Below are 25201 nucleotides of genomic sequence, written 5' to 3' on the forward strand. Positions count from 1 at the left end.
TGAGAAGGTGTGCACCATGGCACGTCATGAAGCGGACGTCATCGTTGTCGGCGCCGGGATCTCGGGGCTGATCGCAGCCCGCACGTTGCTCGATGCCGGGCTGACGCCGCTGATCCTGGAAGCCGACGAGCGGGTCGGCGGGCGAATCCTCACCGAGGAGGCACTGCCCGGTCTGCCCGTCGAACTCGGCGCGCAGTGGATCGGCGACACCCACCACCGGATGTTCGCCCTTGCATCCGAACTCGGCGTCGAGACCTACCCGCAGTACGACGAGGGTGAGACGTCCTACGAGCTGGCGGGTTCGGGGGTGCTACGCGAGAGCGAGTTCCACAACAGATTCGGCGGTGAGCTGGCCGAGCTGGAGAAGGTCTTTCGACTGCTCGACGAGCTGGCAGCCGATGTCCCGCCGGACGCGCCGTGGCTGGCACCGCTTGCCGCTGAGTGGGATTCGGTGACCGCCGGCGCATGGTACGACAACCAGGGCCTGTCCCCGGTCGCCCGCACGCTACTGGAGATCTGCACCGTCGGGATCCTCGCGGTGCCGACCGTCGAGGTGTCGTTTCTGCACCTGCTGTTCACGATCCAGACCTGCGGGGTGACCGCCGAACTGTTCGCCGAATCCGAGGGCGGTGCGCAGACCACCCGGTTCGTCGGCGGCACCGGCGAGATCCCGAAACGACTGGCCGCCCTGGTCACCGATCACCTGGTGCTCGACAGTCCGGTCCAGCTGATCGAACACAGCGCCGACAGCGTCACCGTGCACTGCCGCGGCGGACTGGTCGCCGCCGGCCGTCGGGCGATCGTGGCGATCTCACCGACGCTGGCCGGCCGGATCATGTACGACCCCCCGCTGCCGGGGTCTCGCGACCAGCTCACCCAACGGATGCCCAACGGCTCGGCGATGAAGGCGTTCTTCGTCTACGACGAACCGTTCTGGCGCGCAGACGGACTCAACGGCCAGCTCATCTCGGATGTGGGTCCGGCGCGGATGTCCAACGACACCTGCCTGCCCGGCGACGACCACGGGGTGATCCTGTTGTTCCTCGAGGGTGAGCAGGCCCGCAGGTACGGCCGGCTGCCGGTGGACGACCGTCGCGCGGCGATGACCGAGGAGTTGGTGCGCCATTTCGGCGACAAAGCCGCCCGGCCAGAGTTCTACGTCGACGGCGAGTGGTCCGAGCGGCAGTGGACGCGTGGTTGTTACAACGCGAACATGGGGCCGCTGGTGTGGACCACCTACGGCCACGCCCTCGCCGCGCCGATCGGCGCCATCCACTGGGCCTCCACCGACACCGCCACCTTCTGGAGTGCCTACATGGAGGGCGCGGTCGAGGCGGGCGAGCGGGCCGCGCACGCCGTCATCGACGAACTGAGATAGGGCCTCGTCAGTGGGCCGTCACCGAGACCGCCGGTCACGACCGAGGGTGATCGGCAGCGTCGACATGCCCCGAAGCGTGACGTTCTGCTTGTAGTCGGGCTCGGCGGCCAGGGCGGCGTCCGGGAAGCGTTGGGTCAGCGCCGAGAGGGCGACCGTGGCCTCCAGCCGCGCCAGCGGCGCGCCGAGGCAGAAGTGCGGCCCTTTGCCGAACCCGAGGTGGCGGATCGTCGAACGGTCCGGATCGAATCGGTCCGGTTGTTCGAAGGCCGCCGGGTCGCGGTGGGCAGCGGCCAACAGCAGAAGCATGTTGTCGCCCTTGGGAACTGTCGACTCCCCGATCGTCATGTCCTCTCCCGCGATTCGGCCGATCAACTGCACCGGGGGGTCGTAGCGCAACGTCTCCTCGATCACCGCGCCGACCCTGGACGAGTCGGCGGCCAGCGCCGCCCACTGCGGCGGATCACGCAGCAGCGCCAGGATCGCGTTGGCGATCAGGTTCACCGTTGTCTCGTGCCCGGCGATCAGCAGGAGATTGCACGTCGCGACGATCTCCTCCTCGGTGAGTTGATCACCGGACTCCTCCACCCCGATCAGTCCCGACATCAGGTCCTCACCTGGGTCGCGGCGTCGCGACGCGATCAACTGCCGCAGGTAGTCGCGCAGCCACAACCCGGCCTGCATGCGCTCCTCGAACCCACCGTCGGCCTGACCCGTCACGGTGACGAACGGATCCAAAGACTGCGCGAGCAGCGCCGACGCCGCGCTGAACTCCGGTTCGTCTGCCAGCGGCACGCCCAGCAGGCGGCAGATCACCGCGACCGGAAGCGGGTACGCCAAGCCGGTGATGGCGTCGAACAGGCCGGACGCCTCGTCCAGCAGCGAGTCAACCAGCCCGGTGATCTCGGGTTCCAGCGCTTTGACCACCTTCGGGACAAACGCCTTGCTCACCAGCCGGCGCAGCCGGGTGTGGTCGGGCGGGTCCAGGAACAGAAACCCCGGCGGGCCGAACGGGCGCGCCGAGGCGCCTTCGGCGACCATCCGTTGTGCGACTGTCGACTTCATCCGGTCGCTCGCCGAGGCCGGGTGGCGCAGCACTTCGTCGCAGTCGGCGAAGCTCGAGAACACCGCCAGGTTGTTCTGTGGCAACAGCAGCGGGCCCTGTTCGCGGATCCGGCGGTAGTGCGGGTACGGGTCGGCGCGATGGGCCGGGTCGAGCAGCTGCAGGAGCAGCGACTGCGGTTCTGCGGCGGCGGTCATCTTCTTATTGTGCACATGTCCAAGACGGTGCTGGTCAGGATTGCTTCGCGTAGTAGCGACCCAGCACGTGCTCACGGAGGTCGTCGAAGCGGCCGGTCCCGATCGACTCCCGGATGTCGTCGACGAGGCGGATGATGAACCGCTCGTTGTGGATCGTGCACAGCGTGGAAGCCAGCATCTCCTTGGACTTGAAGAGGTGATGGAGGTAGGCACGGGTGTAGTTGGCGCACGTGTAGCAGTCGCACTCCGCGTCGATCGGGGTGAAGTCCCGGCGGTAGCGCGAACCGGTGATGTTGTATCGGCCGGTCGCCGAGTACACCGCGGCGTTGCGCGCCACCCGCGACGGGGATACGCAGTCGAACGTGTCGGCGCCGGCCTCTACGGCGGCGAACAGGTCGTCGGGCTCGCTGATCCCGAGCAGGTGACGGGGTTTGTCGTCGGGCAGCTCACTGCTGACCCAGCCGACGATGGTGGCCAGGTTCTGCTTCTCCAGCGCTCCCCCGATGCCGTAGCCGGCGAAGCCCAGGCCGGCGAGCCCGCGCGCCGCCTGCCTGCGCAGGTCCTCGTACTGGGCGCCCTGCACCACCCCGAACAGCGCCTGTGGCGGCTTGTGGCTGCGCAGCTCGGACAGCCTGCGGTGCTCGGCCACACACCGCACCGCCCACTCGTGGGTGCGCTGCACCGAGCGTTCCTGGTAGCCCCGGGTGTTGACCAGCGTTGTCAGTTCGTCGAACGCGAAGATGATGTCGGCGCCGAGCTGGTGCTGGATCCCGATGGACACCTCGGGGGTGAACCGGTGGGTGGACCCGTTCAGGTGTGATCGGAACGTCACCCCGTCGTCGTCGACGTGGGCGAGGCGTTCCTTGCCCTCGGCGATGATGTCGTCGGTCTGCACGCGGGTGACATCCATCGAGAGCACCTTCTTGAACCCGACACCCAGCGACATCACCTGGAACCCGCCGCTGTCGGTGTAGGTCGGCCCGGGCCAGTTCATGAACGCGCCCAGACCGCCGGCTTCGTCGACGATCTCCGGACCGGGCTGCAGGTAGAGGTGGTAGGCATTTGCCAGAACCGCTTGCGCACCAAGTTCTCTCATGGTCTCGGGGAGCACCGCTTTCACGGTGGCCTGGGTGCCCACGGCGATGAACGCCGGGGTGCGGATCTCCCCGTGCGGGGTGTGGATCACCCCGGCGCGGCCCAGACGGCCCGGGAGTTCCGCTTCCACACGAAAAAACGGAACACTGACATTCGGGTCGGCCACGTCGTAGATTCTGCACTGTGATCACACGATGGGCCGTGACGGCCGGGATCGCGGCGGTTGCCCTGGCCGCCGCTGGGTGCTCGTCGTCGCAGCCTCCGGTGTACGACCCGCCGCCGGGCGAACTCATCGCGGGCACGGCACAGGTGACCGTCAACGGCGAGGACATCGGCACCACCGAGTCGGTGCAGTGCAGCGAGGCCGGGCCGCTCACCACGATCACCACCGGCGAAGGCGGCGAATCCTCGGGCGTCTCGGCGTTGCTGGCCAGCGAGGAGGAGCTCGTCGTCAAGAACGTCAGCGTCCGCGACCTCGGCGGGTTCACCGGCAGCTTCAACGAAGGACTGGGCGGCGACGCGACGGTGACGATGGACGGGCGCACCTACACCATCGACGGAACGGCCGAGGGATTCGAGACCGCCGATCCGAGCTTCCGCACGTCAGGGACATTCAAGATCAAAGTGGCGTGCTGAGCACTCCGACCTGGGCCGATGGATTTCTCGAATAGCCATGTCCGCGCCAGGGCCTCCGACCATACTGCGTGAGATGGTCCGCCGTTGGTGACGGACCACACGACAAAAGGAGAACCCTGGTGAAGCGTGGATTCGTAGTCGCCGTCGGCGGTGCGGCGATCGTCATCGCAGGTCTGTCGGGCTGTTCCTCGGAGGAGGAGTCCGGAACATCGGGCGAAACGTCGTCGGCCGCCGCGGCGGAGGGCACCAGCACGGTCACCATCGACGGCCAGGACCAGGAGGTCGCCGGCACGGTCGTCTGCTCGGACATGGGCGGCAACACCAACATCGCGATCGGCGACGCGACAACAGGTATCGGCGCCGTGGTGACCACCGGTGACGATCCCACCGTGCAGTCCGTGGGTCTGGGCAACGTCAACGGTGTCACGCTCGGCTACCAAGCCGGCACCGGACAGGGCGAAGCCACGGCCGAGAAGGACGGCAGCACCTACAAGATCTCCGGAACCGCCACGGGTGTCGACATGGCCAACCCGATGCAGCCGGTGAACAAGCCGTTCGAAATCGAGGTGTCCTGCCCGTAGCGGCCACAGGCCGCCGGCTTGCGTCAGAAAGGCGTGTAGCCGGCGGCCGACTGCCGCAACTGCCAGATCTGCGCAGGGCACAGTTCGTTGACGGCCTGATTGATCAGGTAGCCCGCCTGGTAGTAGTCGCTGGTGTGGAAGTCGGCCTTCACCTGGTCGACCAGCTCGGCGTATCCCATCTTGGCCGAGACCCGGTCACAGATCGTCTGGCCGTAGCCGATCGCGGCCTCGGCGTTGGGGAAGTTGTACCCGGGCCTGACGTGGACATTCACCAGGTAGGCGACGGTGTCCGCGCCGGCGGGCGGGGGTGCGACGAGAGCGCCCGCTGCAACCACCCCGGACATCAATCCCACTGACAACGCGCCTACCAGCGATTTCATGGAACATGACCTTACGCCTCAGTACGACCGCAGGTGGCCGTTCCTCGGGCAATGCGGGCAAACAACGCTCACGACCGTGCCCCTGCGACCTACGCTATGCGCCATGAAGTTGATGGCTACGGCTGCAATCGTCGGCGGTCTGCTCGCCGCGCCCCTGGGCGGGCTCGGCATCGGGGCGGGTACCGCCTCGGCGACGCCGACCACCTGTGACGGCGCCGACTGCGTGCCGTACGTGGACCACGGCGCGCAGTTGGGTGCGCAGTGCAATCAGACCACCCGCTACAACTTCGGCATGGACGCCTCCGGCAACACGCTGGCCTGCAACTCGAAGAGCCAGTGGGTGTCCTTCGCGCCGCTGGTCGGGGTGCGCACCTTGAGGTCGCCGTGCGCGGAGACGTCGGGGGCCGCACAGAGTCCCGACGGGGTGCCGCTCAAGTGCGACGGCGGGGCGTGGAACGCCGACTACTGGGTGATGTTCTACGGCTGAGCCGCAAAGCCGGCATGACTGCGAATCAGAGGTAGCGTCGCCGTCGTCGCAAAACCGGGGGGCGCCTCGCAGACCGCCGGGACCGCGTTCAGCACCTGCATCGCGGTGGCCACGTTCGCCGACCGGACATGCTCTTCGATGCTCGCCGCGCGGCTGAAGCTGGCCAGCGACAAGAAGTGGGCGCGCATCGACGGATCCCCCTCGATCGTCAGCGTCCAGCCGTGTTGCGGACTCGGCCAGTGGCCTGGGTACTCGCCGCCCACCGTCCACAGGGTTTCGATCTCCACCAGCGGCACCCCATCACGTCGCCCGGTCCAGTTCCACCGCTGGCCGGCCGTGGTCCCGGCGCGCAGCAGATGATCGAAGATCTGGTGATCCTCCTGTGCGGCAACGGCTTCGACGGTCGCAGTGACCTCGTCGAGGCGCGCACCGAGTGAGTCGCCGATGAACCAGACCTGCTCGGCGAAGATGGAGCTGTTGAATGCCAGGAACTCGGTCGCGGTCGGGCTGATCGCTTCGACGGGCTGGCCGAAAGCCATGTTGTCGAACGTGATCCCGGTGCTCTCGTACACCGACCAGTCGGCCCGCTCCTGCAGGGTGATCTTCTCGACGGTGCGGCTCATGCCGGACAGCGCGAGCGGTAGCACCCCGGAGAGGTTGCCGGGGTTGATGCCGCTGCCGTGCACGGAGCTCGCGCCCGCCTCGCACGCCGCGAGCACCCGGTCACGATCGGCCGCCGGCATCCGCTGCGGATGGAACATGAACGCCGTGGTGGCAACGTTCTTGCCGCTCGCCAGCACCGCGCACACATCGTCGACGTTCGCGGTGCGCGGCGTGTAGAGCACACAGTCCGCCTCGAGAACCAGAACGGCCTCGGCATCGGTGGTCGCCGGAACGCCGATCGGGTCACGACCGGCGAGCGTTCCGATGTCGACGCCGTTCTTGTCCTCGGAGTACACCTTTGCGCCGACGAGCTGCAGATCGTCTCGGTGGTCGAGGACGGCGGTCATCATCTCTGTTCCGACGGCGCCTGTCCCCCACTGGATCACCCGGTACACGCCCCGGACCGTAGCAGGATGGGCGGGGTGACCAATCGAATTCAAGAGCTTCTCGGTGTCGAGTTCCCCGTCGTGCAGGCCCCGATGACCTACATCGCCCGCGCTGAACTCGCGGCGGCGGTGTCCGCGGGCGGCGGGCTCGGCATGATCGAGACGCTGACCCCCGAGGGCCGGGCCGACCTGCTGCGGGTGCGCGACCTCACCGACCGGGCCGTGGGCGCCAACCTGATGATCCAGGGCTGGAAGCGGGACCCGTCGATCGTCGACGTGCTGGCCTCGGCCGGGGTCCGGCACGTGTTCACCTCCGCCGGGGATCCGGCGCTGTTCACCTCCCGGCTGCATGACGCGGGCATGACCGTCGTGCATGTAGTGGGCTCGTTGAAGGGCGCGATGAAGGCCGCCGACGCCGGTGTGGATGCACTGGTCGTCGAGGGGGTCGAGGGCGGCGGGTTCAAGTCGGCGCTGGGTGCTTCGACGATGGTGCTGCTGCCGCTGGTCGCGGAACGTGTCGGGCTCCCCCTCATCTGCGCGGGCGGGGTGTGTGACGCCCGGTCGGCCGCCGCCGCGGTGGTGCTCGGGGCCGAGGGCGTGCAGATGGGCACCCGCATGCTCGCCAGCGACGAGGCGCTGGTGCACGCGAACTTCAAGGACGCGATCGTCGCGGCCGACGACTCGGGAACCGTGCTGCTCGACATCCCCGGCAACCCGACGATGCGGGTGCTGCGCACCGGGCTCGCCGCCCGGCTGAGCGCACACGCCTCCGATGCGCAGCTGCTCGGACGGATCACCGAGCTGTATTTCGCGGGCGACCTGGAAGCCAGCGTGGCCAACACCGGCCAGGTGTCGTCACGGATCACCGAACTCCACCCGGTGGCCGACATCGTCCGGCGCACCTGGTGCGACATCGAGGGCGTCCTGAACGGTGCGCGGTCGCGGCTCGATTGAGTGGTCGCGCGATGGGGCACACTCGTGGGCATGGACGTTGACATGGATGGTGACAGGGACGACGCAGGCCCCGACGGCACCCTCGGCCCCAGCGAGTCGCTGGACTCCGACGAGGTCCGCAACAACGACGGGGACACCGTCGTCGATCCGCCCGACGAGTGGATCGAGGCCGACGAGGACGAGACGCTCGACGAGAGGCTGGCGGCCGAGGTCCCCGACGTGTCGCCTCGCGGCGGGATCGAGGACGAGCGGCCCACCAGCCGGACATCCGGGCAGATAGACGGCACGCCCGAGGACGGCGAGTCGCTCTACTCCGTGGTGGACGAGGACGAGAGGCAGCGCGTCCCCGGGGACGAAGAAGCCGATCACATCATCGAGGACTAGGCGGCGATGGTGAGCGCCAAAAGGGTTCTCTGCTTCGGCGATTCGCTGACCTGGGGCTGGATCCCGGTCACCGACGGGATGCCCACCGAGAGATATCCGTTCGCGCAGCGCTGGACGGGGGTGCTCGCCGAGCGGCTGGGCGCGGACTGCCTGGTCATCGAGGAGGGCCTGTCCGCCCGCACCACCAACATCGACGACCCGACCGACCCGCGGCTGAACGGGTCGAAATACCTGCCGTCGGCTCTGGCCAGCCATCTGCCGCTGGATGTGGTGGTCCTGATGCTCGGCACCAACGACACCAAGGCGTACTTCGACCGCACCCCGCTCGACATTGCGTTGGGTATGTCCGTTCTGGTCACCCAGGTGCTCACCAGCGCGGGCGGCGTGGGCACCGCCTACCCCACCCCGCAGGTGCTGGTGGTCGCGCCGCCACCGCTGCCGCCGATGCCGCATCCATGGTTCCAGCTGATCTTCGAGGGCTCTCAGGAGAAGTCGGCACGCCTCGCCGAGGTGTACGGCGCGATGGCGTCGTTCGTCAAAGTGCCGTTCCTGGATGCCGGTTCGGTGATCTCGACCGACGGGGTGGACGGTCTCCACTTCACCGAGCAGAACAACCGCGCTCTCGGCGAGGCGATCGGCGAGCAGGTCGCCCGCCTTCTGGAGCGGTAGCGGTCTGCCACATGGCCGAACGCGACCGCGACGAATCCGGCCGGCCCCGCAACACCCGACCCCGCGACGCACTGGGCCGGCCCCTGCCTCCCGGCAGGGCGGGCGTGCCCCGGATCCCCGACGATCTGGACCTGCCGCCGGCTCGATCCCTCAGCTATGCGCAGGATCTGCTGAACCAGGGGCTGGCGTTCAACGCCCACGAAGTGCTCGAGGCGGCCTGGAAGGGCGGGCCCGCCGACGAGAGACCGTTGTGGCAGGGCCTGGCCCAACTCGCGGTCGGTATCACCCACATCCAGCGCGGCAACGTCGACGGTGCGATCACCCTGCTGCGCCGCGGATCGCTGAGCTTGGGCGCGGTGGATCAGCCACGCCCCCACAGCGTGGACGTCGACGGCCTCCTCGGATGGGCCGCTGCGCTGGTGGACGATCTGACCGCCGGCATCGGCATCTCCGCATCCCGCCTGCGGCCGGCGCTGACCGTCACGACCGGATGACGACGGGCCCCAGCGCCTCGTAGCGGCGCGCTTCGGCGGCGGGAAGTTCGGAACCGGTCACGATCGACTCGAAGTCGGCCACCCTCGCGAAGCGGCAGAAACTGCTCTCCCCGAACTTCGAGTTGGCCGCCACCAAAATCGGCCGCCGCGCGACCCGGACCGCCGTGCTCTTCACCGCCGCCACCGCGGGATCCGGCGTCGTCAGCCCGTGTTCGAGCGAAATACCGTTGGTGCCGAGGAAAGCCACGTCGATCACCAGGCTGCCCAGCATGTCCAGCGCCCAGTGATCCACCGTCGCCAGCGTCCTGCCCCGCAACCGGCCGCCCAGCAGCAGCACGGTCACCGAACGGCTGTGTGCGAGCGCCTCGGCGGCCAGCAACGACGACGTCACGATCGTCAGTTCCTGCTCGGACAGTCGCTCGGCGATCAACCGGGGCGTGAAACCCTCGTCCAGATACACCGTCTCAGCGCCGTGCAACAGTCCCGCCGCCTGCGCCGCCATCCGGTGCTTCTGTGCGAGGTCGACCTGGCTGCGGTACTCGACCCCTGACTCGAAAGCCGCGGTCTCCAGTGGGACCGCGCCACCGTGCACCCGCTTGAGCAGACGGCGGCCGGCCAGCACCTTCAGATCCCGACGGATGGTCTCGCTCGCGACGTCCAACTCCGTCGCGAGCGAGGCCACCTCCACCCGCCCCCGAGTGCGGGCGAACTCGACGATCCGAGTCTGGCGGGTGTCCGAATCCACCGACGTCACGGTAGTCGGCGACTACTTGTCACCACTGGTGAGGATGGTCTTGACCTCCTCCACCGACTTGGCCTCGCGCAACCGGGCCACGTCCTCGGCCTTCAGGAACACTCCCGCGATCTGGGTGAGCAGCGCCATGTGATCCTTGCCGGCACCGGCGATTCCGACGACGAACTCGGCTGGTTTGCCGTTCCAGTCGATCGGCTCGGCGTAACGGACGAACGACAACCCGGTGCGTCGGATGGTGTCCTTGGCCTCGTTGGTGCCGTGCGGAATCGCCAGGCCGTTGCCCATGTAGGTGGAGATGGACCGTTCGCGCTCGTGCATGGCGTCGACGTAGGCCGACTCGACGGCTCCGGCGGCCACCAGCAGTTGGCCGGCCTCGGTGATCGCGTCGGCGGCGTTTTTCGCCGTGCCGTTCAGCACGATGGATTCCAGCGCCAGCACATCGGCACCGCCGGTGGTCTCCTCGGCCGCGGTCTCCTCGGTGTTTTCAGCGGGTTCGGTACCGCCACCGTTCGTCTGCTCCAACTGATCGACGATCTCGTCGTATCGCGGGCTGCTCATGAAGTCCTCGACGGACACGTGCGCCGCCGAAGGTGTCTTCTGCCGTGCCCGATCGGTCAGATCCCGGTGTGAGACCACGAGGTCGTAGTTGTCGGTCAGGTTGGAGATCGCCGAGTTGGTGACCTTGATGTCACCGAAGCCGGCTTTCTGGATCTTCCTGCGCAACACCGAGGCGCCCATCGCCGACGAGCCCATGCCGGCGTCGCAGGCGAACACGATCGTGGAGATCGGACGCGTCACGGTGGCCACGCCACCCCCGCCCAGCAGAGCCGAGGACACGCTGGATTTCTTGCCCTTGCGTGATTCCATCTCCGCGGTCGCGGCGGCAAGGTCCGGGTCGTCGGTCGCCCTGTCGGTCTTCAACAGCAGCGCGGCGACGACGAAGGACACTGCGGCCGCGCCGAACACGGACAGCGTCACGCCCAGGTAGCTGTCGCTGGCGGTCTGTGCGTACACAGCGATGATCGATCCGGGCGCGGCGGGCGCCCGCAACCCCGAGCCGAACAGCACGTTGATGAAGACGCCGGTCATGCCGCCGAGGATGGTCGCGATGATGAGCTTGGGCTTCATCAGCACGTAGGGGAAGTAGATCTCGTGGATGCCGCCGAAGAACTGGATGATCGCCGCGCCGGGGGCCGATGCACGGGCGATGCCGCGGCCAAAAAAGGTGTACGCCAACAGGAGTCCGAGGCCCGGACCCGGGTTGGCCTCCAGCAGGAACAGGACCGACTTGCCCGCCTCCAGCGCCTGGGTGGTGCCCAGCGGTGTCAGCACGCCGTGGTTGATCGCGTTGTTGAGGAACAGCACCTTGGCCGGCTCGATCAGTATCGACGTCAACGGCAACAGGTTGTTCTCGACCAGGAAGTCCACTGCGGTGCCGGCCAAGCGGGTGAACGACGACACGATGGGTCCGATTCCGAAGAAGCCGAAGATCGCCAGGATCATCCCGAGGATGCCCGCCGAGAAATTGTCCACCAGCATCTCGAAGCCGGGGCGGATCTTGCCCTCCCACAATGCGTCGACTTTCTTCATGCACCAGCCGCCCAGCGGGCCCATGATCATCGCCCCCAGGAACATCGGCACATCGGCGCCGGTGACAACGCCGATGGTGGCGATCGCACCCACCACCGCTCCGCGGTTGCCGTGAATCATCCGGCCGCCGGTGTAACCGATCAGGATCGGCAGCAGGTAGGTGATCATCGGGCCGACGATTCCGGCACCGTCGTAGGCACCCCAACCGCCGATCTTGGCCACCCAGCCGTCAGGGTCCCGCAGCGCGGCGAATATGCCCTGTAACCAGCCCTGCTCGATGAAGAGCGCGGTGATCAGACCCCACGCGATGAACGCGGCGATGTTGGGCATGACCATGTTCGACAGCGCAGTGCCCAACTTCTGCACATGCACCCGGGCCCCGGTCCGCGGGGGCGCGTCCTGCGAGATGGCTGGAGCTGACATCTGGATCCTCGATTCTGACGGTGGCCGGTGATGCCAATCACATTCAGTGAAGCGCATAACGGGCACGATTGCAAGCAAACGGTCATAAACGGTCAGTCAGTTGGGTGGTTTTATGCCCGAATCGGCGCTAGAGTGCTTCAAAGCACACCAGCTGCGCACCAGTCCCAGCGTCGACGACTCGAGAGGATCACCCCATGAAGGCATTGCGGTTCTACGCACCCGAGGACGTCCGACTGGAAGACGTGCCCGAACCGACCTGCGCTCCCGACGAGGTCAAACTGCGGGTCCGCAACTGCTCGACGTGCGGCACCGACGTCAAGATCTTCTACAACGGCCACCAGAACCTCACGCCACCGCGCACCATCGGGCATGAGATCGCCGGCGAGGTCGTCGAGGTCGGCACCGATGTGAACGCGACCTACGGAAGCAACTGGGAGGTGGGCGACCGCGTTCAGGTGATCGCCGCGGTCCCCTGCGGTGAGTGTTATGAGTGTCGGAAGGGCTGGATGGCGGTGTGCCAGAACCAGACCTCGATGGGCTATCAGTACGACGGCGGCTTCGCCGAGTACATGATCGTGCCGCGGCAGGTGCTCAAAGTTGATGGCCTGAACCGCATTCCGGACAACGTCGGCTTCGACGAGGCCTCGGCCGCCGAGCCCTTCGCCTGCGCCATCAACGCTCAGGAACTGCTCGGCATCGAAGAGGGGGACACCGTGGTGGTGTTCGGCGCGGGCCCGATCGGCTGCATGCACATCCGCATCGCGCGCGGCGTCCACAACTGTGGGCCGGTCTACCTCGTCGACGTCAACGCGGCGCGGCTGCAGATGTCGGCCGACGCGGTCGCGCCGGAGGAGATCATCAACGGCGCCGAGGTCGACGTGGTCGAGCGGGTCATGGAACTGACCGGGGGACGCGGCGCCGACGTCGTCATCACCGCCACCGCCGCCAACGTCGCCCAGGAACAGGCCATCTCGATGGCGGCGCGAAACGGCCGCATCTCGTTCTTCGGTGGGCTGCCGAAGACCAACCCCACCATCAGCTGCGACTCCAACGTCGTGCACTACCGCCAGCTGCACATCCACGGGGCCAACGGGTCTGCGCCCGAACACAACAAGCGCGCGCTGGAGTACATCTCCACCGGCCAGGTCCCGGTCAAGGACCTGATCACCCGCCACATCCCGCTGGACGACGTGCTCGAGGCGTTCCGGATCGTCAAGAACGGCGAGGCCATCAAGGTGACCGTGGAGCCGGTGCCCGCGGAGCTCGCGGCAGGAGTCTGACGTCACAGCCCCGATGAGTTTCGGTAGGGCGGCGCCGAGGTACCCGGTCTGCATGGTTCGACTACGAGCCGCAACCCATTTCGACCGAAGGAGGCGCACAAGTGAGCGCTGACGACAAGACCAGCAACAAGATCGACGACCTCGGCGGCAAGGCCAAAGAGGGCCTCGGCAAGGTGACCGGAGACAAGGACACCGAGAACGAAGGCAAGTTCGACCAGGCGAAGTCCAGCATCAAAGACGCCGGCGAGAAGGTCAAGGACGCGTTCAAGAAGTAACCGCGCCACCAACTCGAGTCAGCCCGTCACCCCAGTTGGGTGGCGGGCTGACTGCTGTCGGTGACGGGTGTATCTCGGTCCGGTGGCGATGCGATGTCACCCGGCGACGGACCGGTGCCGCACTGCCATCATCGGTCGGGTGCCATCAAGAAGAGCGACCGAGACCGAGAGCAGGCTGGCTGCCCGAATGGCGGCGCTCGCCTCGCTCGGTGCTGCGCTGATCCACTTCGCCGCCGCGCACACCCACTGGCAGGAATGGCCACCGTCGGGTCTGTTCTTCGTCTTCCTTGCCACGTTTCAACTGATCTGGGCGCAGCTGGTGCTTGTCCGGACGAGTTCGGCGGTGCTGGCGGCCGGTGTCATGGTCAATGTCGGCGCCATCGCGCTGTGGGCGCTGTCGCGAACTGCGGGAGCGCCCTTCGGCCCCGGTGCCGGGGAGCCCGAACTGGTGCACGCCGCCGACCTCTGTGCTCTGCTGCTGGAGATCTACGTCGTGATGGGGGCCGGCTGGGTGTGGTACCGACGCCGCCACGGGGAGTCGATCCCGGCGTTCGCGAACACGATCGTCCTCCTCGGCGCCGGCGTTGTGATGGCGCTCGCGTCGACGGTCGGAGTGGCCTCGGGTCTGCAGCACGGCCACCATCCGCCTGCGGTGTCACCGCCGGTTGCGGAATCGGTCGGCACGCCCGCCGGGCCGACATCTCCCGGGCCTCCCCCAGCGGAGCCACTACGTGGTGAAACCAGTGACCATGGGGATCACGGGGATCACCACCACGGCGAGTGACTCTTTTGGCTCTGCGCACCTTCAGGCCTCTCCTTGTGTGAACTAGGGACCGCGTAGACCCCTGAGGTCTAGGCTGCCTCGACATGGCCAGTCACTGGGAGGCCTCGGGTATCTCGCGGCGCGGTTTCCTCGGAGGAGCATCGGCGTTCGCGCTGTTGACCGCCGGCTGTTCGCCGTCGAATGGCGGCGGCACAGCGTCGACGAGCCCGACCCCGGTCGACGGCTTGCCGGCCGAAGCCGAGTGGGCGGCGCTGCGCGAGCAAGTCGGCGGCCGGCTGATCGACGTCGAATCGCCGCTGACTTCCTGCACGGCAGACGTCACGGGCGACACCTGTTCAGCAGTGCTGGAGAACCTCAAAAACCCCTTCTGGATCGAGGAGCAGCCCGGGGCGTTGCAGACCACCGGGTGGCTCGGCGCGTGGCAAAACCAGGTCAGTCTGTATGCGGTCGCGGCCGAAAACGCCGACGATATCGCCGCTGCGGTGAATTTCGCGCGCGACAACCGGGTACGTCTCGTGGTGAAGGGCACCGGGCATGACTACCTCGGCCGTTCGAACGCGCCCGATTCGCTGCTGGTCTGGACACACAATATGCGGGAGGTCACCTTCCACCCCGAGTTCCGCTGGGCCGGAGCGACCACCGACCGTCCGCCGGTGCAGGCGCTGAGCGTTGCCGCTGGGGCGCGATGGCTGGAGGCTTACCAGGAGGCCACTGCGAACGGCGTCTACGTACAGGGCGGCGGCTGCACCTCGGTCGGTGCCTGCGGTGGCTTCACACTCGGCGGAGGGTTCGGCAACTTCTCGAAGCGCTTCGGCAGCGGCGCCGGGGGTGTGCTCGAGATGGAGGTCGTGACGGCAGACGGGCAGGTGCGCGTCGTCAACGAAGCCCAGGACGCCGATCTGTTCTGGGCGCTGCGGGGCGGTGGCGGCGGCACGTTCGGCATCGTCAGCCGAATCACCTACCTCGCGCACCCGATTCCGCAGACAGTGGGTTCCCTCAGCGGCACCATCAAAGCGTCCGGGGACGACGCCTTCCGGGACGTGCTCGGTAGCTTCGTCAGGTTCTTCCCCGGCGCGCTCATCGACGGGTCGTGGGGTGAGCAGATTGCGGTCAAGCCCGACAACACCCTCGAGCTCTCCGTGGTGTGGCTGGACCTGACCACCGAACAGGCGCGCGCGGTATGGGAACCCTTCACGTCCGCGTTGCAGGCCGACGGCCTCGCGACCGTCGACCTCGACTTCGACAGTCATGCGTTCCGTGATTTGTGGAACACCGCCTACTGGCAGCGGGTGGCCCCCGAGACGATCACCTTGGATCCTCGTGCTGATCAGCCGAGTGGTCAGTTCTGGTGGGCCAGTAATCAGGGCGAGGTATCGCAGTTCATCTTCAGCTACCTCTCCCGCTGGCTTCCGCTGAAGATGTTCGTCGACACTCCCGACGATCTCGTGGATGCCCTTTTCGAAGCTTCACGGCTCGCACGGGTCAGCATCCACATCAACAAGGGCTTGGCGGGCGCCTCGGAAGAGGTCCTGACGCGGGAGCGGACCACGTGCATCAACCCCGCCTGTCTGGAAGCGGCGGCGTTCGCCACGATCGGATCACAACAAGCCACCGCCTACCCCGGGATCGCAGGCCACGAACCCGACCTCACAGTTGGGCGCAAAGCCGCGGAGCGAACGAACACGGCGATCGACATCATCCGCAACGCGACCCCGGGAGCCGGCACCTATTTCAACGAGGCCGACTACTTCGAACCCGACTGGCAGCACGCCTTCTGGGGCACCAACTACGACCGGTTGTTGTCGATCAAGCGGAATGTGGATCCCGACAACTTATTCCGCGTGCACAACGGCGTCGGCAGCGAGTAGGACGGCCGCCTCGGCAAGCTCCCCCCCTGCGCCATGGTCACCATCGCTGCCGGAACCGGCTCTGGATAGCGGAAAGCCCCGGCCGAGAGCCGGGGCTTTCTGCGTGGCGGTGGCGGAGGGATTTGAACCCTCGGACGGGGGTTACCCGTCACACGCTTTCGAGGCGTGCTCCTTAGGCCGCTCGGACACGCCACCGCGTGGCAGCTTACCGATGCACCGCCCCACATCCCAAACCGCGTCCAAAGTGAACCGAGGGTCGTTGAAACCGCCCAAAGCACAGCCGTGGGTTCACACTCGGCGAAAGGGAGCGTCAACGCTGGCGGGTGAAGAACCCTTCCAGCAGGCCGGCGCACTCCTCGGCCAGCACTCCACCGCGAACCTGGGGCCGGTGCGTCAGCCGGCGGTCACGCACCACATCCCACAGCGATCCCACCGCGCCGGTCTTCGGCTCCCACGCCCCGAAGACCACGCGGGCGACCCGTGCCATCACCAGCGCACCCGCGCACATCGTGCACGGCTCCACGGTGACGGCCAGCGTGGCCCCTTCGAGCCGCCAACCGTCGCCCAGCACCTGGGCAGCCGCTCGAAGTGCGAGGATCTCGGCGTGTGCGGTGGGGTCGCCGAGCTCCTCGCGGGCGTTGGCCGCCCGGGCCAACAAGGTTCCGTCGGCGGCGAAGACGACCGCGCCGATCGGCACGTCGCGAGGCCCCACCGCAGCGGCGGCGTCGAGGGCCGCGCGGATCAGGTCGTCGTCGGTCACCGGTTATCCGCGGGTCACCGGCCGAGGCGATCGAGCACCGCGGCCAGTTCGTCGGCGAAACCCATCTCCCTGGCGATCCGACCGATCTGCTCGTCGGCGTAGAGGTCGTCGCTCTCGTCGCAGATCACTCCCAGCACCGCCTCGGGCAGCCCGATGTCGGACAGCACCCGCAGGTCGCCCTCCTCGAACGGGTCGGCGCTTTCCAGATCTTCGTCCTGGATGTCGGCGTCGAGCTTCTCCAGCACCTCGGCGGCGATGTCGTAGTCCAGCGCCGCGGTGGCGTCCGACAGCAGCAGCCTGGTCCCCGACGGCGCCGGCCGCACGATCACGAAGAACTCGTCATCGATGTCCAGAATCCCGAAAACCGCTCCGGCGCTACGCATCTCACACAGCTCCGTCTCGGCGGCGGACAAACTGGTCAGAGCCGCGCGCCGCATCGCTGTGCATCGCCATTTGCCGTCCTCCCAGACGACGGCGACACCGAAGCCGTCGGGCACATCCACGGACCTCTTCTGCGGCTGTGCACTCTGCGCTCCCATGGGAGTCACGGTAGTCCCCAGTCATGGCCTTGACCAGCGAGTCCGTCCCTGCCGACGTCGGCGCGGCAATCCGGTGTGCCAACCTTGGAGCGTGACGAAGACACCGGTGTGTGTGGTCGGTCTGGGACTGATCGGCGGCTCGGTCATGCGTGCAGCCAAAGCCGCCGGACGTGAGGTGTTCGGCTACAACCGGTCGGTGCAGGGGGTCGAGGCGGCCCGATTCGACGGTTTCGACGCCACCGCTGACCTCGACGAGGCACTGTCACGGGCCGCCGCCTCCACCGCCCTGATCGTGCTGGCGGTCCCGGTTCCCGCGCTGCCGTCGATGCTGCGCCACGTCCGCGGCACCGCACCGCAGTGCCCGCTGACCGACGTGACCAGCGTCAAGGGGGCGGTGCTGCGCGACGTCGCCGACGCCGGCCTCCTCGAACGCTACGTCGGCGGGCATCCGATGGCAGGTACCGCACACTCGGGGTGGCCGGCCGGGGACGCCGGGCTGTTCGTCGACGCACCCTGGGTGATCAGCGTCGACGATCACGTCGATCCGGGCGTGTGGACCGAAGTGATGACGCTGGCGCTGGACTGCCGTGCCGTCGTCGTCCCCGCCCGCTCCGACGAGCACGACACCGCCGCCGCGACGATCTCGCATCTGCCCCACCTGCTCGCCGAAGCGCTCGCCGCCACCGCAGGCGAGGTGCCGCTGGCGTTCGCGTTGGCGGCCGGGTCGTTCCGCGACGGCACCCGGGTCGCCGGGACCGCACCGGACCTGGTGCGGGCGATGTGTGAGGCCAACTCCGCGCAGCTGGTGCCGGTGCTCGACGACACGCTGCGCCTGCTCGGTGATGCCCGCGACAAGCTGGCGGCCGGCCAACCGGTCTCGGGACTCGTCGAAGCCGGTCACGCAGCCCGGATCCGCTACGACAGCTTCAGCCGCACGCAGATCATCGGCACGGTGATCGGCGCGCCGGGGTGGCGCGACGAACTCGCCGCCGCCGGACGGGCCGGTGGCGTGGTCAGATCCGCGTTGCCAAACCTGGATAGTCGAGGATGAATCCGTCGGCGTCGACTGTGATCTGCGTCTCGGCGACCGGTGAGTGGACTTTCAGGCCGTCAGCGCCTCCGCTGTAACTGATCGTCGCCACGTCGACCGAGAGGTCGGGCACCCGGACGTAGACGATCGGCATGGTGACCGAATCGCCGTCGCCCCGGAACACCCCGGTCCGCCGGATCGGCAGCGCGTTGAAGAACGGACTGAAGATGACGTCGACGTCGAGCGCGCCGTCGAAGGCGGACCTGCTGGTCTGACCGGAGTGGTCCTGCACCAGCCACATGCTCTCCTCGTCGCGCGCGATCGACAGCTGGCGCTCCCGCTCGGCGAGGGTGACCGTCAGGGACAGCCTCTTCGTCGCGCCGGCCTCGTCGGTGACCAGGTCGTAGGAGGCGCTGAACGCCGGGTGCGACGGGGTGGCTGCCGCCACCATCCTGCCGTAGGCCTTGATGCGGTTGCCCGAGAGCTGAACGCGCACCGACTCCATCCGGGGCACGTCTTGTGCCCGCCATGTCAGGATGGCCGGATAGGTCCCAGAGCTCGCATCAGAGCGACCTTCTTCACTCATCCCTCTACCGTATGCGACGGATCCCCTCGTTCGTGGCGGGCTGGCGAACCAGGGGGCGAACTGGCCTGCGAACCGACGCGTGGACGTGATTCCAGCGCGACCTCGTCGCCCAGGAACGGCTGCGGTAGGCGCCGCATCCGGCCCAGTCGTCCGGTGCCGGGCATCGAGGCCCACACCGCGAACGCCAGCACGGCGTCGAGGATCAGTGCCAGCGCGGTCACCATCAACGCCCCCACCAACGCGATGTGGAACTCCCGCACCTTGATGCCGTCGATCAGGTAGCGGCCCAGACCGCCGAGGCTGGCGTAGGCCGCGATGGTGGCGGTGGCGACGATCTGCAGCGTCGCGGTCCGCAGACCGCCGAGGATCAGCGGCAGCGCGTTCGGGGTCTCGACGCGCAGCAGGATCCGCGTTTCCGTCATCCCCATCGATCTGGCGGCATCCACCACTGCCCGGTCGACGTTCGCGATGCCGGAGTAGGTGCCGGCGAGCAGCGGCGGGATGCCCAGCAGCATCAGCGCGACGGTGGGCGGCACCAGGCCCAGGCCCCACAGCAGGACCCCGAGCAGCAGCACGCCCAGTGTCGGCAGCGCCCTCAGCGCGTTGACGCCGGTGACGACGACGAACGTGCCCCGGCCGGTGTGCCCGATCAGCATGCCGATCGGGACGGCGACCAGCACCGAGAAGAACGTCGCGATGACCGTGTACTCGAGGTGCTCACCGATCCGCGCGCCCAGCCCCGCCGGGCCGACCCAGTTGGACGCGGTGAAGATGAACGACAGCGCCTGTTCGAGGAAGTTCACGCCGCGGCCGCCTTCTGCGCTCTGGTCCAAGGCGTCATGGCCTTGCCCGCCAACATGATCAGCGTGTCGATGACGATCGCCAGCACGAAGATCGCGATGATCCCTGCGATGATCTGGTCACTCTTGTTGGACTGGTAGCCCTCGGTGAACCAGGTGCCCAGCCCGCCGATCCCGATGACCGAACCGACTGCCACCATCGAAATGTTGGTGACCGCAACCACCCGAAGGCTGGCGATCAGCACGGGAACAGCCAGCGGCAGCTCGACTTTCAGCATCCTGATCAAGGGCCGGTAGCCGACGGCGGTGGCGGCGTCGCGGACCGGTTCGGGAACCGCGTCCAGAGCCTCGGGCACCGCGCGCACCAGAAGTGCTGTCGTGTAGAGCGTCAACGCGACGATGACGTTGGCCTCGTCGAGGATCCGGGTCGGGATGATCAGCGGTAGCACGACGAACAGCGCCAGCGACGGGATCGTGAAGATGATGCTCGCGGTGACGGTGGTCAGTCTGCGCAGCGTCCTGGTGCGCTGCACCAGCGCGCCCAACGGCACGGCGATCAGCAGTCCGAGCACGATCGGGACAAGCGAGAGCCGCAGGTGGATGACCGTCAGCTCCCACCCGTCGTCGAGGTTGTGCAGCAGATAGTTCACGGTGACCGCTGCTGTTTCAGAGCGTCGAGCACGTCGTCAGCGAGCACACCGCCGATCGGCATACCGCCGGCGTCCACGGCCACCCCGAGTCCGGACGGCGAGGACAGCGCGGCGTCGAGCGCCTGGCGCAGCGAATCTTCCGGGCGGAACAGCGAGCCGCCGGCAGTTGTACTGTCGTACAACGACTTCCCGGACCGGTGCAATGTCACGCCGGCACCGTCTATCCACGCATACGGGGCGCCGTCCGGTCTGGTCACCAGCACCCACTCCCCGTCGCGGAGCTCGAGGCCGTCGACTCCGGCCTCGTCCGTCGCCCGGATGTCGTGCATCCGAAGGCCGGTGGCATGCCGAAACTGCAGACCCCGGTATCCGCGGTCGGCACCGATGAACCCGGCGACGAAATCGTTTGCCGGGTTGGACAGCAGGCGCTGCGGTTCGTCGTACTGTTGCAGCACGCCGCCACGTCCGAACACGGCGACGGTGTCACCGATCTTGATCGCTTCGTCGATGTCGTGGGTGACGAAAACGATCGTCTTGTGCAATTCGCTCTGCAGGCGCAGGATCTCGGTCTGCAGCTCTTCGCGCACCACCGGGTCGACGGCACTGAACGGCTCGTCCATCAGCAGGATCGGCGGGTCAGCGGCCAGCGCGCGGGCCACCCCGACACGCTGCTGCTGACCGCCCGACAGCTGTGCCGGATAGCGGTCGGCGAGCTTCAGGTCCAGCCCGACCCGTTCGAGAACCCCCAGGGCGGCCTTGCGCGCCGAGCGTCGCGACTCACCCTTGAGCACGGGCACTGTCGCGACGTTGTCGACGACCCGCAGGTGCGGCATCAGCCCGGCGCTCTGGATGACGTATCCGATGCCGAGGCGCAGCTTCACCGGATCGACCTTGCTGACGTCCTCGCCGTTGACCGTCAGCGTGCCCGAGGTCGGCTCGATCATCCGGTTGATCATCCGCATCGAGGTCGTCTTGCCGCAGCCCGACGGACCGACGAAGACCACGAGGTTCCCGTCGGGCACGACCAGGTCGAGGTCGTCGACAGCTACTGTGCCGTCAGGGTACTGCTTTGTGACACCGGCGAATTCGATCATCGATATCCTCTGCTGCTCACGGCTGGAGCGGTGTGTCGAAGCCCTTGTCCCGTACCCAGTTCTCTGCGGCCTCGTCCGGGTTGATGCCGGCGTTGCCGGATGTCTCCGTGTTCAGCGCGATCAGGTCCTCGGTGGTCAGCTCGGCCGAGACCGCGTCGAGCACGGTCTTGAGTTCGTCGGACTTCTTCTGCGAACTGACCAGCGGCACCACGTTGGCGGCCAGGAAATTGTTCTCCGGATCCTCCAGAACCACCAGGTTGTTCTCCTGGATTGCCGGCGACGTGCTGAAGATGTTGGCTGCGGTCACCGTTCCGTCGGTCAGCGCCCGCACTGTCGCCGGTCCGCCGCCGTCGCTGATCGCGATGAAGTTGCTCGGCGCCACATCGAGTCCGTACTTCTCCCGCAGCCCAGGGATTCCCTCGGCGCGGTTGAGGAACTCCGACGGGCCACCGAACTTGACCTCGGCGGAGTGCGCCGCCAGATCGCCGATCGTCGTGAGGTTCCAGCGCTGCGCGGTCTCCTCGCTGACCGCGACGGTGTCCTTGTCCTCGGCCGGCGAAGGGTTGAGGATCGACAGGTCACCGGGCAGTGTGCGGAACAGCGCCAGCAGCACGTCATCCGGGGTGGTGACCGTGGTCTCGGGGTCGAAGTACTGCAACAGGTTCCCGGTGTACTCGGGGATCAGGTCGATCGAGTTGTCCTGCACCGCCGGGATGTAGGTCTCCCGGCTGCCGATGCCGAACTGCCTGCCCACCGTGAAGCCGTTGGCCTCCAGTGCCTGTGCGTAGATCTCGCCGATGATCTTCGATTCCGGGAAGTCGGCCGATCCGACCACGATCGATTTCAGATCGCCGGAGACCTCACCACCACCCAGCGGGTTCGAGCTACCACAGCCGGCGAGGGCGATCATCAGGGCCATCAGGCCTGCTGACGCCGCAAGCATCCGGTACCGCATTCTCGGTCGGGAACATCTCACTGCGGCGTCCTTTCGCCTCGGCAGACCTTTCGTGACCATAACTCCATCAGCGTGGAGGTTTCATTCGAAGGGCAAAAGGGCAAAAATGGAGCCATGTCCAGCGAACCGTTCGCGTCGGCCGATACGCCGCCTGAAGGATCTCATCCGGTCCCGCCGGCAACCGGGCGCGCAGCGCCTCCCCCCGAGTCGGCGGTGAAGTTCACCAAGGCCGCCGCCATGTGGGGGTCGCTGGTCTTGGGCTTCCTGGTTCTGATCGTTCTGCTGATCTTCATCGCGCAGAACACCGAGTCGGCGGAGTTCGCCTTCCTCGGCTGGCATTGGTCGCTGCCGCTGGGGGTGGCGATCCTGTTCGCGGCGGTGGCCGGCGGGTTGCTCACCGTGGCGGTGGGCGCGGTGCGGATCCACCAGTTGCGGCGCGCGGCGAAGACGAACCTCAAGGCCGGTCTGTAGCGGTCACCGGATCGACACCAGTTGTTCGACCGAATCCCGCGGCAGGTCGCCGTCGACCGTCGCCGTGACCGTCATGTTGTTCAGCGTGATGGCGCCCTTGTGGTTGTCCAGGAACGCGGTGTCCGCCGCATCACGGCCGGTCGCGATCCGCACCAGCGACTGCCGCGGAGCCAGGCAGGTGGCATCGACCACCCGCCACTGTCCGTCGACGAACGCCTCTGCCACCGCGTGGAAATCCATCGGCTGACAGCCCGGCGCGTACACCGAGACCAGCCGGGCGGGCACGTTCACCGCGCGCAGCAGCGCGATCACCAGATGGGCGTAGTCGCGGCACACCCCGGCTCCGGCCAGCACCGTGTCGGCGGCACCGTCGATCGGGTCGCTGGATCCGGGCACGTAGCTCAACCGGGTGCCCACCCAGGACGACACCTTCTCCAGCAGGGTGGCGGTGTCGGCGAACTCGCCGAACTCGGTTGCGGCGAAACCGAAGAACTTGTCGGCCTCGGCGTAGCGGCTGGGCCGCAGATAGGTCGACAGGTCGATGTCGCGCAGCGGCGCCGGATCGGCATGGCCGAGGACGGTGGCGGAGTACCGGACCTCGAGATTGCCCACCGTGGCGTCGAACTTGTGGATCCGGTTGCCGTGTTCGCCCGAGATCTCCTGAACCCCCGTAGGTCCGGTGGACGGAATCTCCTTGCCGTCCAACACGAATGTCAGTGACTCGGTGACCTCTGCGCCCGGTTGCGGAGCCACCGCGATCTGGAACTCGAGTGTGGTCGGCGCGGTGATTTCCACGTCCAACTCCGCAGCGACATCACGCTTCATGGCCGCACGCCTTCTTCCGATTCGGGGGAACAGTCTCACGGCGCTTCTTCGGGCCACGCGACCTTCTACCCACGCAGACTAGGAGCGAAACGTCAGGAAAGCTCGGTGAGTCCCGCGGCGATCAGCGGCGCCACCGCCTCGGCCACCTTGTCGGTGTCGTCGGTGACCCCGCTCTCGCGGGCCCGGTAGGCGATGCCCGCCCCGATGATGGCGAGCTTGAAGTAGGCCAGCGCCATGTAGAAGTCCCAGTGGTCCAGTTCCTGACCGGCAGCTTTGGCGTACTTCTCGGCGAGCACGTCGGCCGGTGGGATCAACTCGCTGGCCCATGCGGCGTCGGCGTGCACCAGGTGGAACGTCGGGTGCCGGTACACGCACATCAGCGCGGCGTCGCTGAGCGGGTCACCGAGCGTCGACATCTCCCAGTCCAGGACGGCGACCACCCTGGTGGGGTCCTCGGCGTCGAGGATGGTGTTGTCGATGCGGTAGTCGCCGTGCACGATGGCCGACCGGCTCTGCGCGGGCAGGGCCTCGCCGAGCCTGGTGTGTAGCCTGCGAACGTCGTCGTCGCACGGGTCGTCGTCGCGCCTGACCAGATCCCACTGCGACCCCCAGCGCCGCACCTGGCGCTCGAGGTAGCCGCTGGGCCTGCCGAAATCGCCCAGCCCGACCGCGTCGGGGTCGACCGCGTGCAGGTCGGCGAGCACGGCGATCAGCGAGTCGACGCAGGATTCGATGGTGGCCCTGTCTCCGAGCGCCTCGAGCTGGTCGGTGTGACGCACCACCCGGCCCGGCACGTACTCCACCATCTGGAACGGTGCACCGAGCACGGAGTCGTCGTTACGCATCGTCACCGCGCGGGCGACCGGCACCGGCGTCCCGGCCAGTGCCGCAACCACCTTGTACTCGCGAGCCATGTCGTGCGCGGACGGTGTGAGGCCGTGCAGCGGAGGTCGACGCAGCACCCACCGCGACGCGTCGTCGGACACCAGGAAGGTCAGGTTGGACCGACCGCCGGAGACCAGTTCCGCGCGCAACTCTCCGGTGCGCGGGATCCCGGTCTCGCGCAGGTGTCGATCCAGGGCGGCCAGATCGAGGCCATCGAGATCAGTCACCGGACTTGTCTACCACCTGCAGCTGTCTGCTCTTCGCGCGA

At 67.5% G+C, this 25201-nt stretch carries 29 protein-coding genes and 1 tRNA gene; 14 read left to right on the forward strand and 16 right to left on the reverse strand.

Annotation, left to right across the window (positions count from 1 at the left end):
- Window positions 1-16 precede the first annotated feature (16 nt).
- Complete coding sequence (locus tag G6N53_RS02195) at window positions 17-1378, forward strand: flavin monoamine oxidase family protein (RefSeq protein WP_163886725.1); 1362 nt, start codon at window positions 17-19, stop codon at window positions 1376-1378.
- An 18-nt stretch (window positions 1379-1396) separates the two neighbouring features.
- Here the strand turns inward: G6N53_RS02195 and G6N53_RS02200 are convergent, their stop codons facing one another.
- Both G6N53_RS02200 and tgt read right to left on the reverse strand, forming a co-directional pair.
- A complete protein-coding gene (locus tag G6N53_RS02200) occupies window positions 1397-2635 on the reverse strand; it encodes a cytochrome P450 (protein ID WP_163886727.1) in 1239 nt (412 codons plus the stop codon).
- 34 nt (window positions 2636-2669) lie between these two features.
- On the reverse strand, window positions 2670-3860 hold the full coding sequence (gene tgt / locus G6N53_RS02205) for a tRNA guanosine(34) transglycosylase Tgt (protein WP_163895331.1): 1191 nt from the start codon (window positions 3858-3860) through the stop codon (window positions 2670-2672).
- Between the two features lie 53 nt (window positions 3861-3913).
- On the opposite strand from tgt, the gene G6N53_RS02210 reads away from it, so the two are divergent.
- Both G6N53_RS02210 and G6N53_RS02215 read left to right on the forward strand, forming a co-directional pair.
- The gene (locus G6N53_RS02210) at window positions 3914-4366 is read left to right on the forward strand and encodes a lipoprotein LpqH (protein ID WP_163886729.1); all 453 of its coding nucleotides are present in this window, start codon (window positions 3914-3916) and stop codon (window positions 4364-4366) included.
- 119 nt (window positions 4367-4485) lie between these two features.
- On the forward strand, window positions 4486-4947 hold the full coding sequence (locus G6N53_RS02215) for a lipoprotein LpqH (RefSeq protein WP_163886731.1): 462 nt from the start codon (window positions 4486-4488) through the stop codon (window positions 4945-4947).
- 23 nt (window positions 4948-4970) lie between these two features.
- On the opposite strand, the gene G6N53_RS02220 is transcribed toward G6N53_RS02215, so the two are convergent.
- On the reverse strand, window positions 4971-5327 hold the full coding sequence (locus G6N53_RS02220) for a DUF732 domain-containing protein (protein ID WP_163886734.1): 357 nt from the start codon (window positions 5325-5327) through the stop codon (window positions 4971-4973).
- A 103-nt stretch (window positions 5328-5430) separates the two neighbouring features.
- Here G6N53_RS02220 and G6N53_RS02225 point away from each other — a divergent pair, with 103 nt between their 5' ends.
- Window positions 5431-5814, forward strand: coding sequence for a hypothetical protein (locus G6N53_RS02225; RefSeq protein ID WP_163886735.1), 384 nt, complete (start codon window positions 5431-5433; stop codon window positions 5812-5814).
- Here the strand turns inward: G6N53_RS02225 and G6N53_RS02230 are convergent.
- On the reverse strand, window positions 5805-6827 hold the full coding sequence (locus G6N53_RS02230; RefSeq protein WP_163895334.1) for an NAD(P)H-dependent amine dehydrogenase family protein: 1023 nt from the start codon (window positions 6825-6827) through the stop codon (window positions 5805-5807). The two genes, G6N53_RS02225 and G6N53_RS02230, sit on opposite strands and share 10 nt — an antisense overlap.
- Window positions 6828-6899: 72 nt before the next feature.
- On the opposite strand from G6N53_RS02230, the gene G6N53_RS02235 reads away from it, so the two are divergent.
- From G6N53_RS02235 to G6N53_RS02250, 4 genes are read left to right on the forward strand one after another with little or no spacing between them, the layout of a single operon-like run.
- A complete protein-coding gene (locus G6N53_RS02235; RefSeq protein ID WP_163886737.1) occupies window positions 6900-7817 on the forward strand; it encodes an NAD(P)H-dependent flavin oxidoreductase in 918 nt (305 codons plus the stop codon).
- 42 nt (window positions 7818-7859) lie between these two features.
- Window positions 7860-8201, forward strand: coding sequence for a hypothetical protein (locus G6N53_RS02240; RefSeq protein WP_163895336.1), 342 nt, complete (start codon window positions 7860-7862; stop codon window positions 8199-8201).
- A gap of 6 nt (window positions 8202-8207) precedes the next feature.
- Window positions 8208-8870 carry an SGNH/GDSL hydrolase family protein gene (locus G6N53_RS02245; RefSeq protein ID WP_237166334.1) on the forward strand — a complete coding sequence of 221 codons (663 nt, stop codon included), beginning with the start codon at window positions 8208-8210 and terminating at the stop codon, window positions 8868-8870.
- Window positions 8871-8881: 11 nt separating this feature from the next.
- A complete protein-coding gene (locus G6N53_RS02250) occupies window positions 8882-9364 on the forward strand; it encodes a DUF309 domain-containing protein (protein ID WP_163886740.1) in 483 nt (160 codons plus the stop codon).
- Here G6N53_RS02250 and G6N53_RS02255 read toward each other — a convergent pair.
- The gene (locus tag G6N53_RS02255) at window positions 9351-10109 is read right to left on the reverse strand and encodes a DeoR/GlpR family DNA-binding transcription regulator (RefSeq protein ID WP_163886742.1); all 759 of its coding nucleotides are present in this window, start codon (window positions 10107-10109) and stop codon (window positions 9351-9353) included. The two genes, G6N53_RS02250 and G6N53_RS02255, sit on opposite strands and share 14 nt — an antisense overlap.
- Before the next feature lie 21 nt (window positions 10110-10130).
- The gene (locus G6N53_RS02260; protein WP_163886744.1) at window positions 10131-12131 is read right to left on the reverse strand and encodes a PTS mannitol transporter subunit IICBA; all 2001 of its coding nucleotides are present in this window, start codon (window positions 12129-12131) and stop codon (window positions 10131-10133) included.
- A 194-nt stretch (window positions 12132-12325) separates the two neighbouring features.
- Between G6N53_RS02260 and G6N53_RS02265 the strand changes: the two genes are divergently transcribed.
- The 4 genes from G6N53_RS02265 (at window position 12326) to G6N53_RS02280 (ending at window position 16338) form a co-directional block, all read left to right on the forward strand.
- On the forward strand, window positions 12326-13411 hold the full coding sequence (locus tag G6N53_RS02265; RefSeq protein ID WP_163886746.1) for a zinc-dependent dehydrogenase: 1086 nt from the start codon (window positions 12326-12328) through the stop codon (window positions 13409-13411).
- 101 nt (window positions 13412-13512) lie between these two features.
- Complete coding sequence (locus tag G6N53_RS02270; protein WP_163886748.1) at window positions 13513-13686, forward strand: CsbD family protein; 174 nt, start codon at window positions 13513-13515, stop codon at window positions 13684-13686.
- Between the two features lie 139 nt (window positions 13687-13825).
- Entirely contained in the window at window positions 13826-14470 is a 645-nt protein-coding gene (locus G6N53_RS02275) for a hypothetical protein (protein ID WP_371870792.1), read from the forward strand.
- Window positions 14471-14553: 83 nt separating this feature from the next.
- Complete coding sequence (locus G6N53_RS02280) at window positions 14554-16338, forward strand: FAD-dependent oxidoreductase (RefSeq protein WP_163886750.1); 1785 nt, start codon at window positions 14554-14556, stop codon at window positions 16336-16338.
- Between the two features lie 104 nt (window positions 16339-16442).
- Here the strand turns inward: G6N53_RS02280 and G6N53_RS02285 are convergent.
- From G6N53_RS02285 to G6N53_RS02295, 3 genes are all read right to left on the reverse strand, one after another.
- A tRNA-Ser gene (locus tag G6N53_RS02285) sits at window positions 16443-16533 on the reverse strand.
- 115 nt (window positions 16534-16648) lie between these two features.
- Window positions 16649-17098, reverse strand: a complete 450-nt coding sequence (locus G6N53_RS02290; protein WP_163886753.1) for a nucleoside deaminase — start codon at window positions 17096-17098, stop codon at window positions 16649-16651.
- A gap of 14 nt (window positions 17099-17112) precedes the next feature.
- Window positions 17113-17637, reverse strand: coding sequence for a tRNA adenosine deaminase-associated protein (locus G6N53_RS02295; protein WP_159229616.1), 525 nt, complete (start codon window positions 17635-17637; stop codon window positions 17113-17115).
- Window positions 17638-17728: 91 nt separating this feature from the next.
- On the opposite strand from G6N53_RS02295, the gene G6N53_RS02300 reads away from it, so the two are divergent.
- Window positions 17729-18688 carry a prephenate dehydrogenase gene (locus tag G6N53_RS02300; RefSeq protein WP_264064262.1) on the forward strand — a complete coding sequence of 320 codons (960 nt, stop codon included), beginning with the start codon at window positions 17729-17731 and terminating at the stop codon, window positions 18686-18688.
- On the opposite strand, the gene G6N53_RS02305 is transcribed toward G6N53_RS02300, so the two are convergent.
- From G6N53_RS02305 to G6N53_RS02325, 5 genes are read right to left on the reverse strand one after another with little or no spacing between them, the layout of a single operon-like run.
- On the reverse strand, window positions 18651-19253 hold the full coding sequence (locus tag G6N53_RS02305; protein WP_163886757.1) for a putative glycolipid-binding domain-containing protein: 603 nt from the start codon (window positions 19251-19253) through the stop codon (window positions 18651-18653). The genes G6N53_RS02300 and G6N53_RS02305 overlap by 38 nt on opposite strands.
- A complete protein-coding gene (locus G6N53_RS02310) occupies window positions 19250-20056 on the reverse strand; it encodes an ABC transporter permease (RefSeq protein WP_163886759.1) in 807 nt (268 codons plus the stop codon). The genes G6N53_RS02305 and G6N53_RS02310 overlap by 4 nt, the downstream gene beginning before the upstream one ends.
- Window positions 20053-20703 (reverse strand): ABC transporter permease, encoded by a 651-nt coding sequence (locus G6N53_RS02315; RefSeq protein ID WP_163886761.1) that lies wholly within the window; start codon window positions 20701-20703, stop codon window positions 20053-20055. Before G6N53_RS02315 ends, G6N53_RS02310 begins: the two co-directional genes overlap by 4 nt.
- Window positions 20700-21797, reverse strand: coding sequence for an ABC transporter ATP-binding protein (locus G6N53_RS02320; RefSeq protein WP_163886764.1), 1098 nt, complete (start codon window positions 21795-21797; stop codon window positions 20700-20702). The genes G6N53_RS02315 and G6N53_RS02320 overlap by 4 nt, the downstream gene beginning before the upstream one ends.
- Before the next feature lie 16 nt (window positions 21798-21813).
- Complete coding sequence (locus G6N53_RS02325; protein WP_371870793.1) at window positions 21814-22716, reverse strand: ABC transporter substrate-binding protein; 903 nt, start codon at window positions 22714-22716, stop codon at window positions 21814-21816.
- A gap of 150 nt (window positions 22717-22866) precedes the next feature.
- Between G6N53_RS02325 and G6N53_RS02330 the strand changes: the two genes are divergently transcribed.
- Window positions 22867-23223 (forward strand): LapA family protein, encoded by a 357-nt coding sequence (locus tag G6N53_RS02330; protein WP_163886768.1) that lies wholly within the window; start codon window positions 22867-22869, stop codon window positions 23221-23223.
- A 3-nt stretch (window positions 23224-23226) separates the two neighbouring features.
- Here G6N53_RS02330 and G6N53_RS02335 read toward each other — a convergent pair whose 3' ends face one another.
- Both G6N53_RS02335 and G6N53_RS02340 read right to left on the reverse strand, forming a co-directional pair.
- Window positions 23227-24048, reverse strand: coding sequence for a transglutaminase-like domain-containing protein (locus G6N53_RS02335; RefSeq protein ID WP_163886770.1), 822 nt, complete (start codon window positions 24046-24048; stop codon window positions 23227-23229).
- A gap of 92 nt (window positions 24049-24140) precedes the next feature.
- Window positions 24141-25160: a phosphotransferase family protein gene (locus G6N53_RS02340; RefSeq protein WP_163886772.1), complete on the reverse strand. Its 1020-nt coding sequence runs from the start codon at window positions 25158-25160 to the stop codon at window positions 24141-24143.
- Window positions 25161-25201 lie beyond the last annotated feature (41 nt).

Source organism: Mycolicibacterium hippocampi (assembly GCF_010723735.1).
Taxonomy (GTDB): domain Bacteria; phylum Actinomycetota; class Actinomycetes; order Mycobacteriales; family Mycobacteriaceae; genus Mycobacterium; species Mycobacterium hippocampi.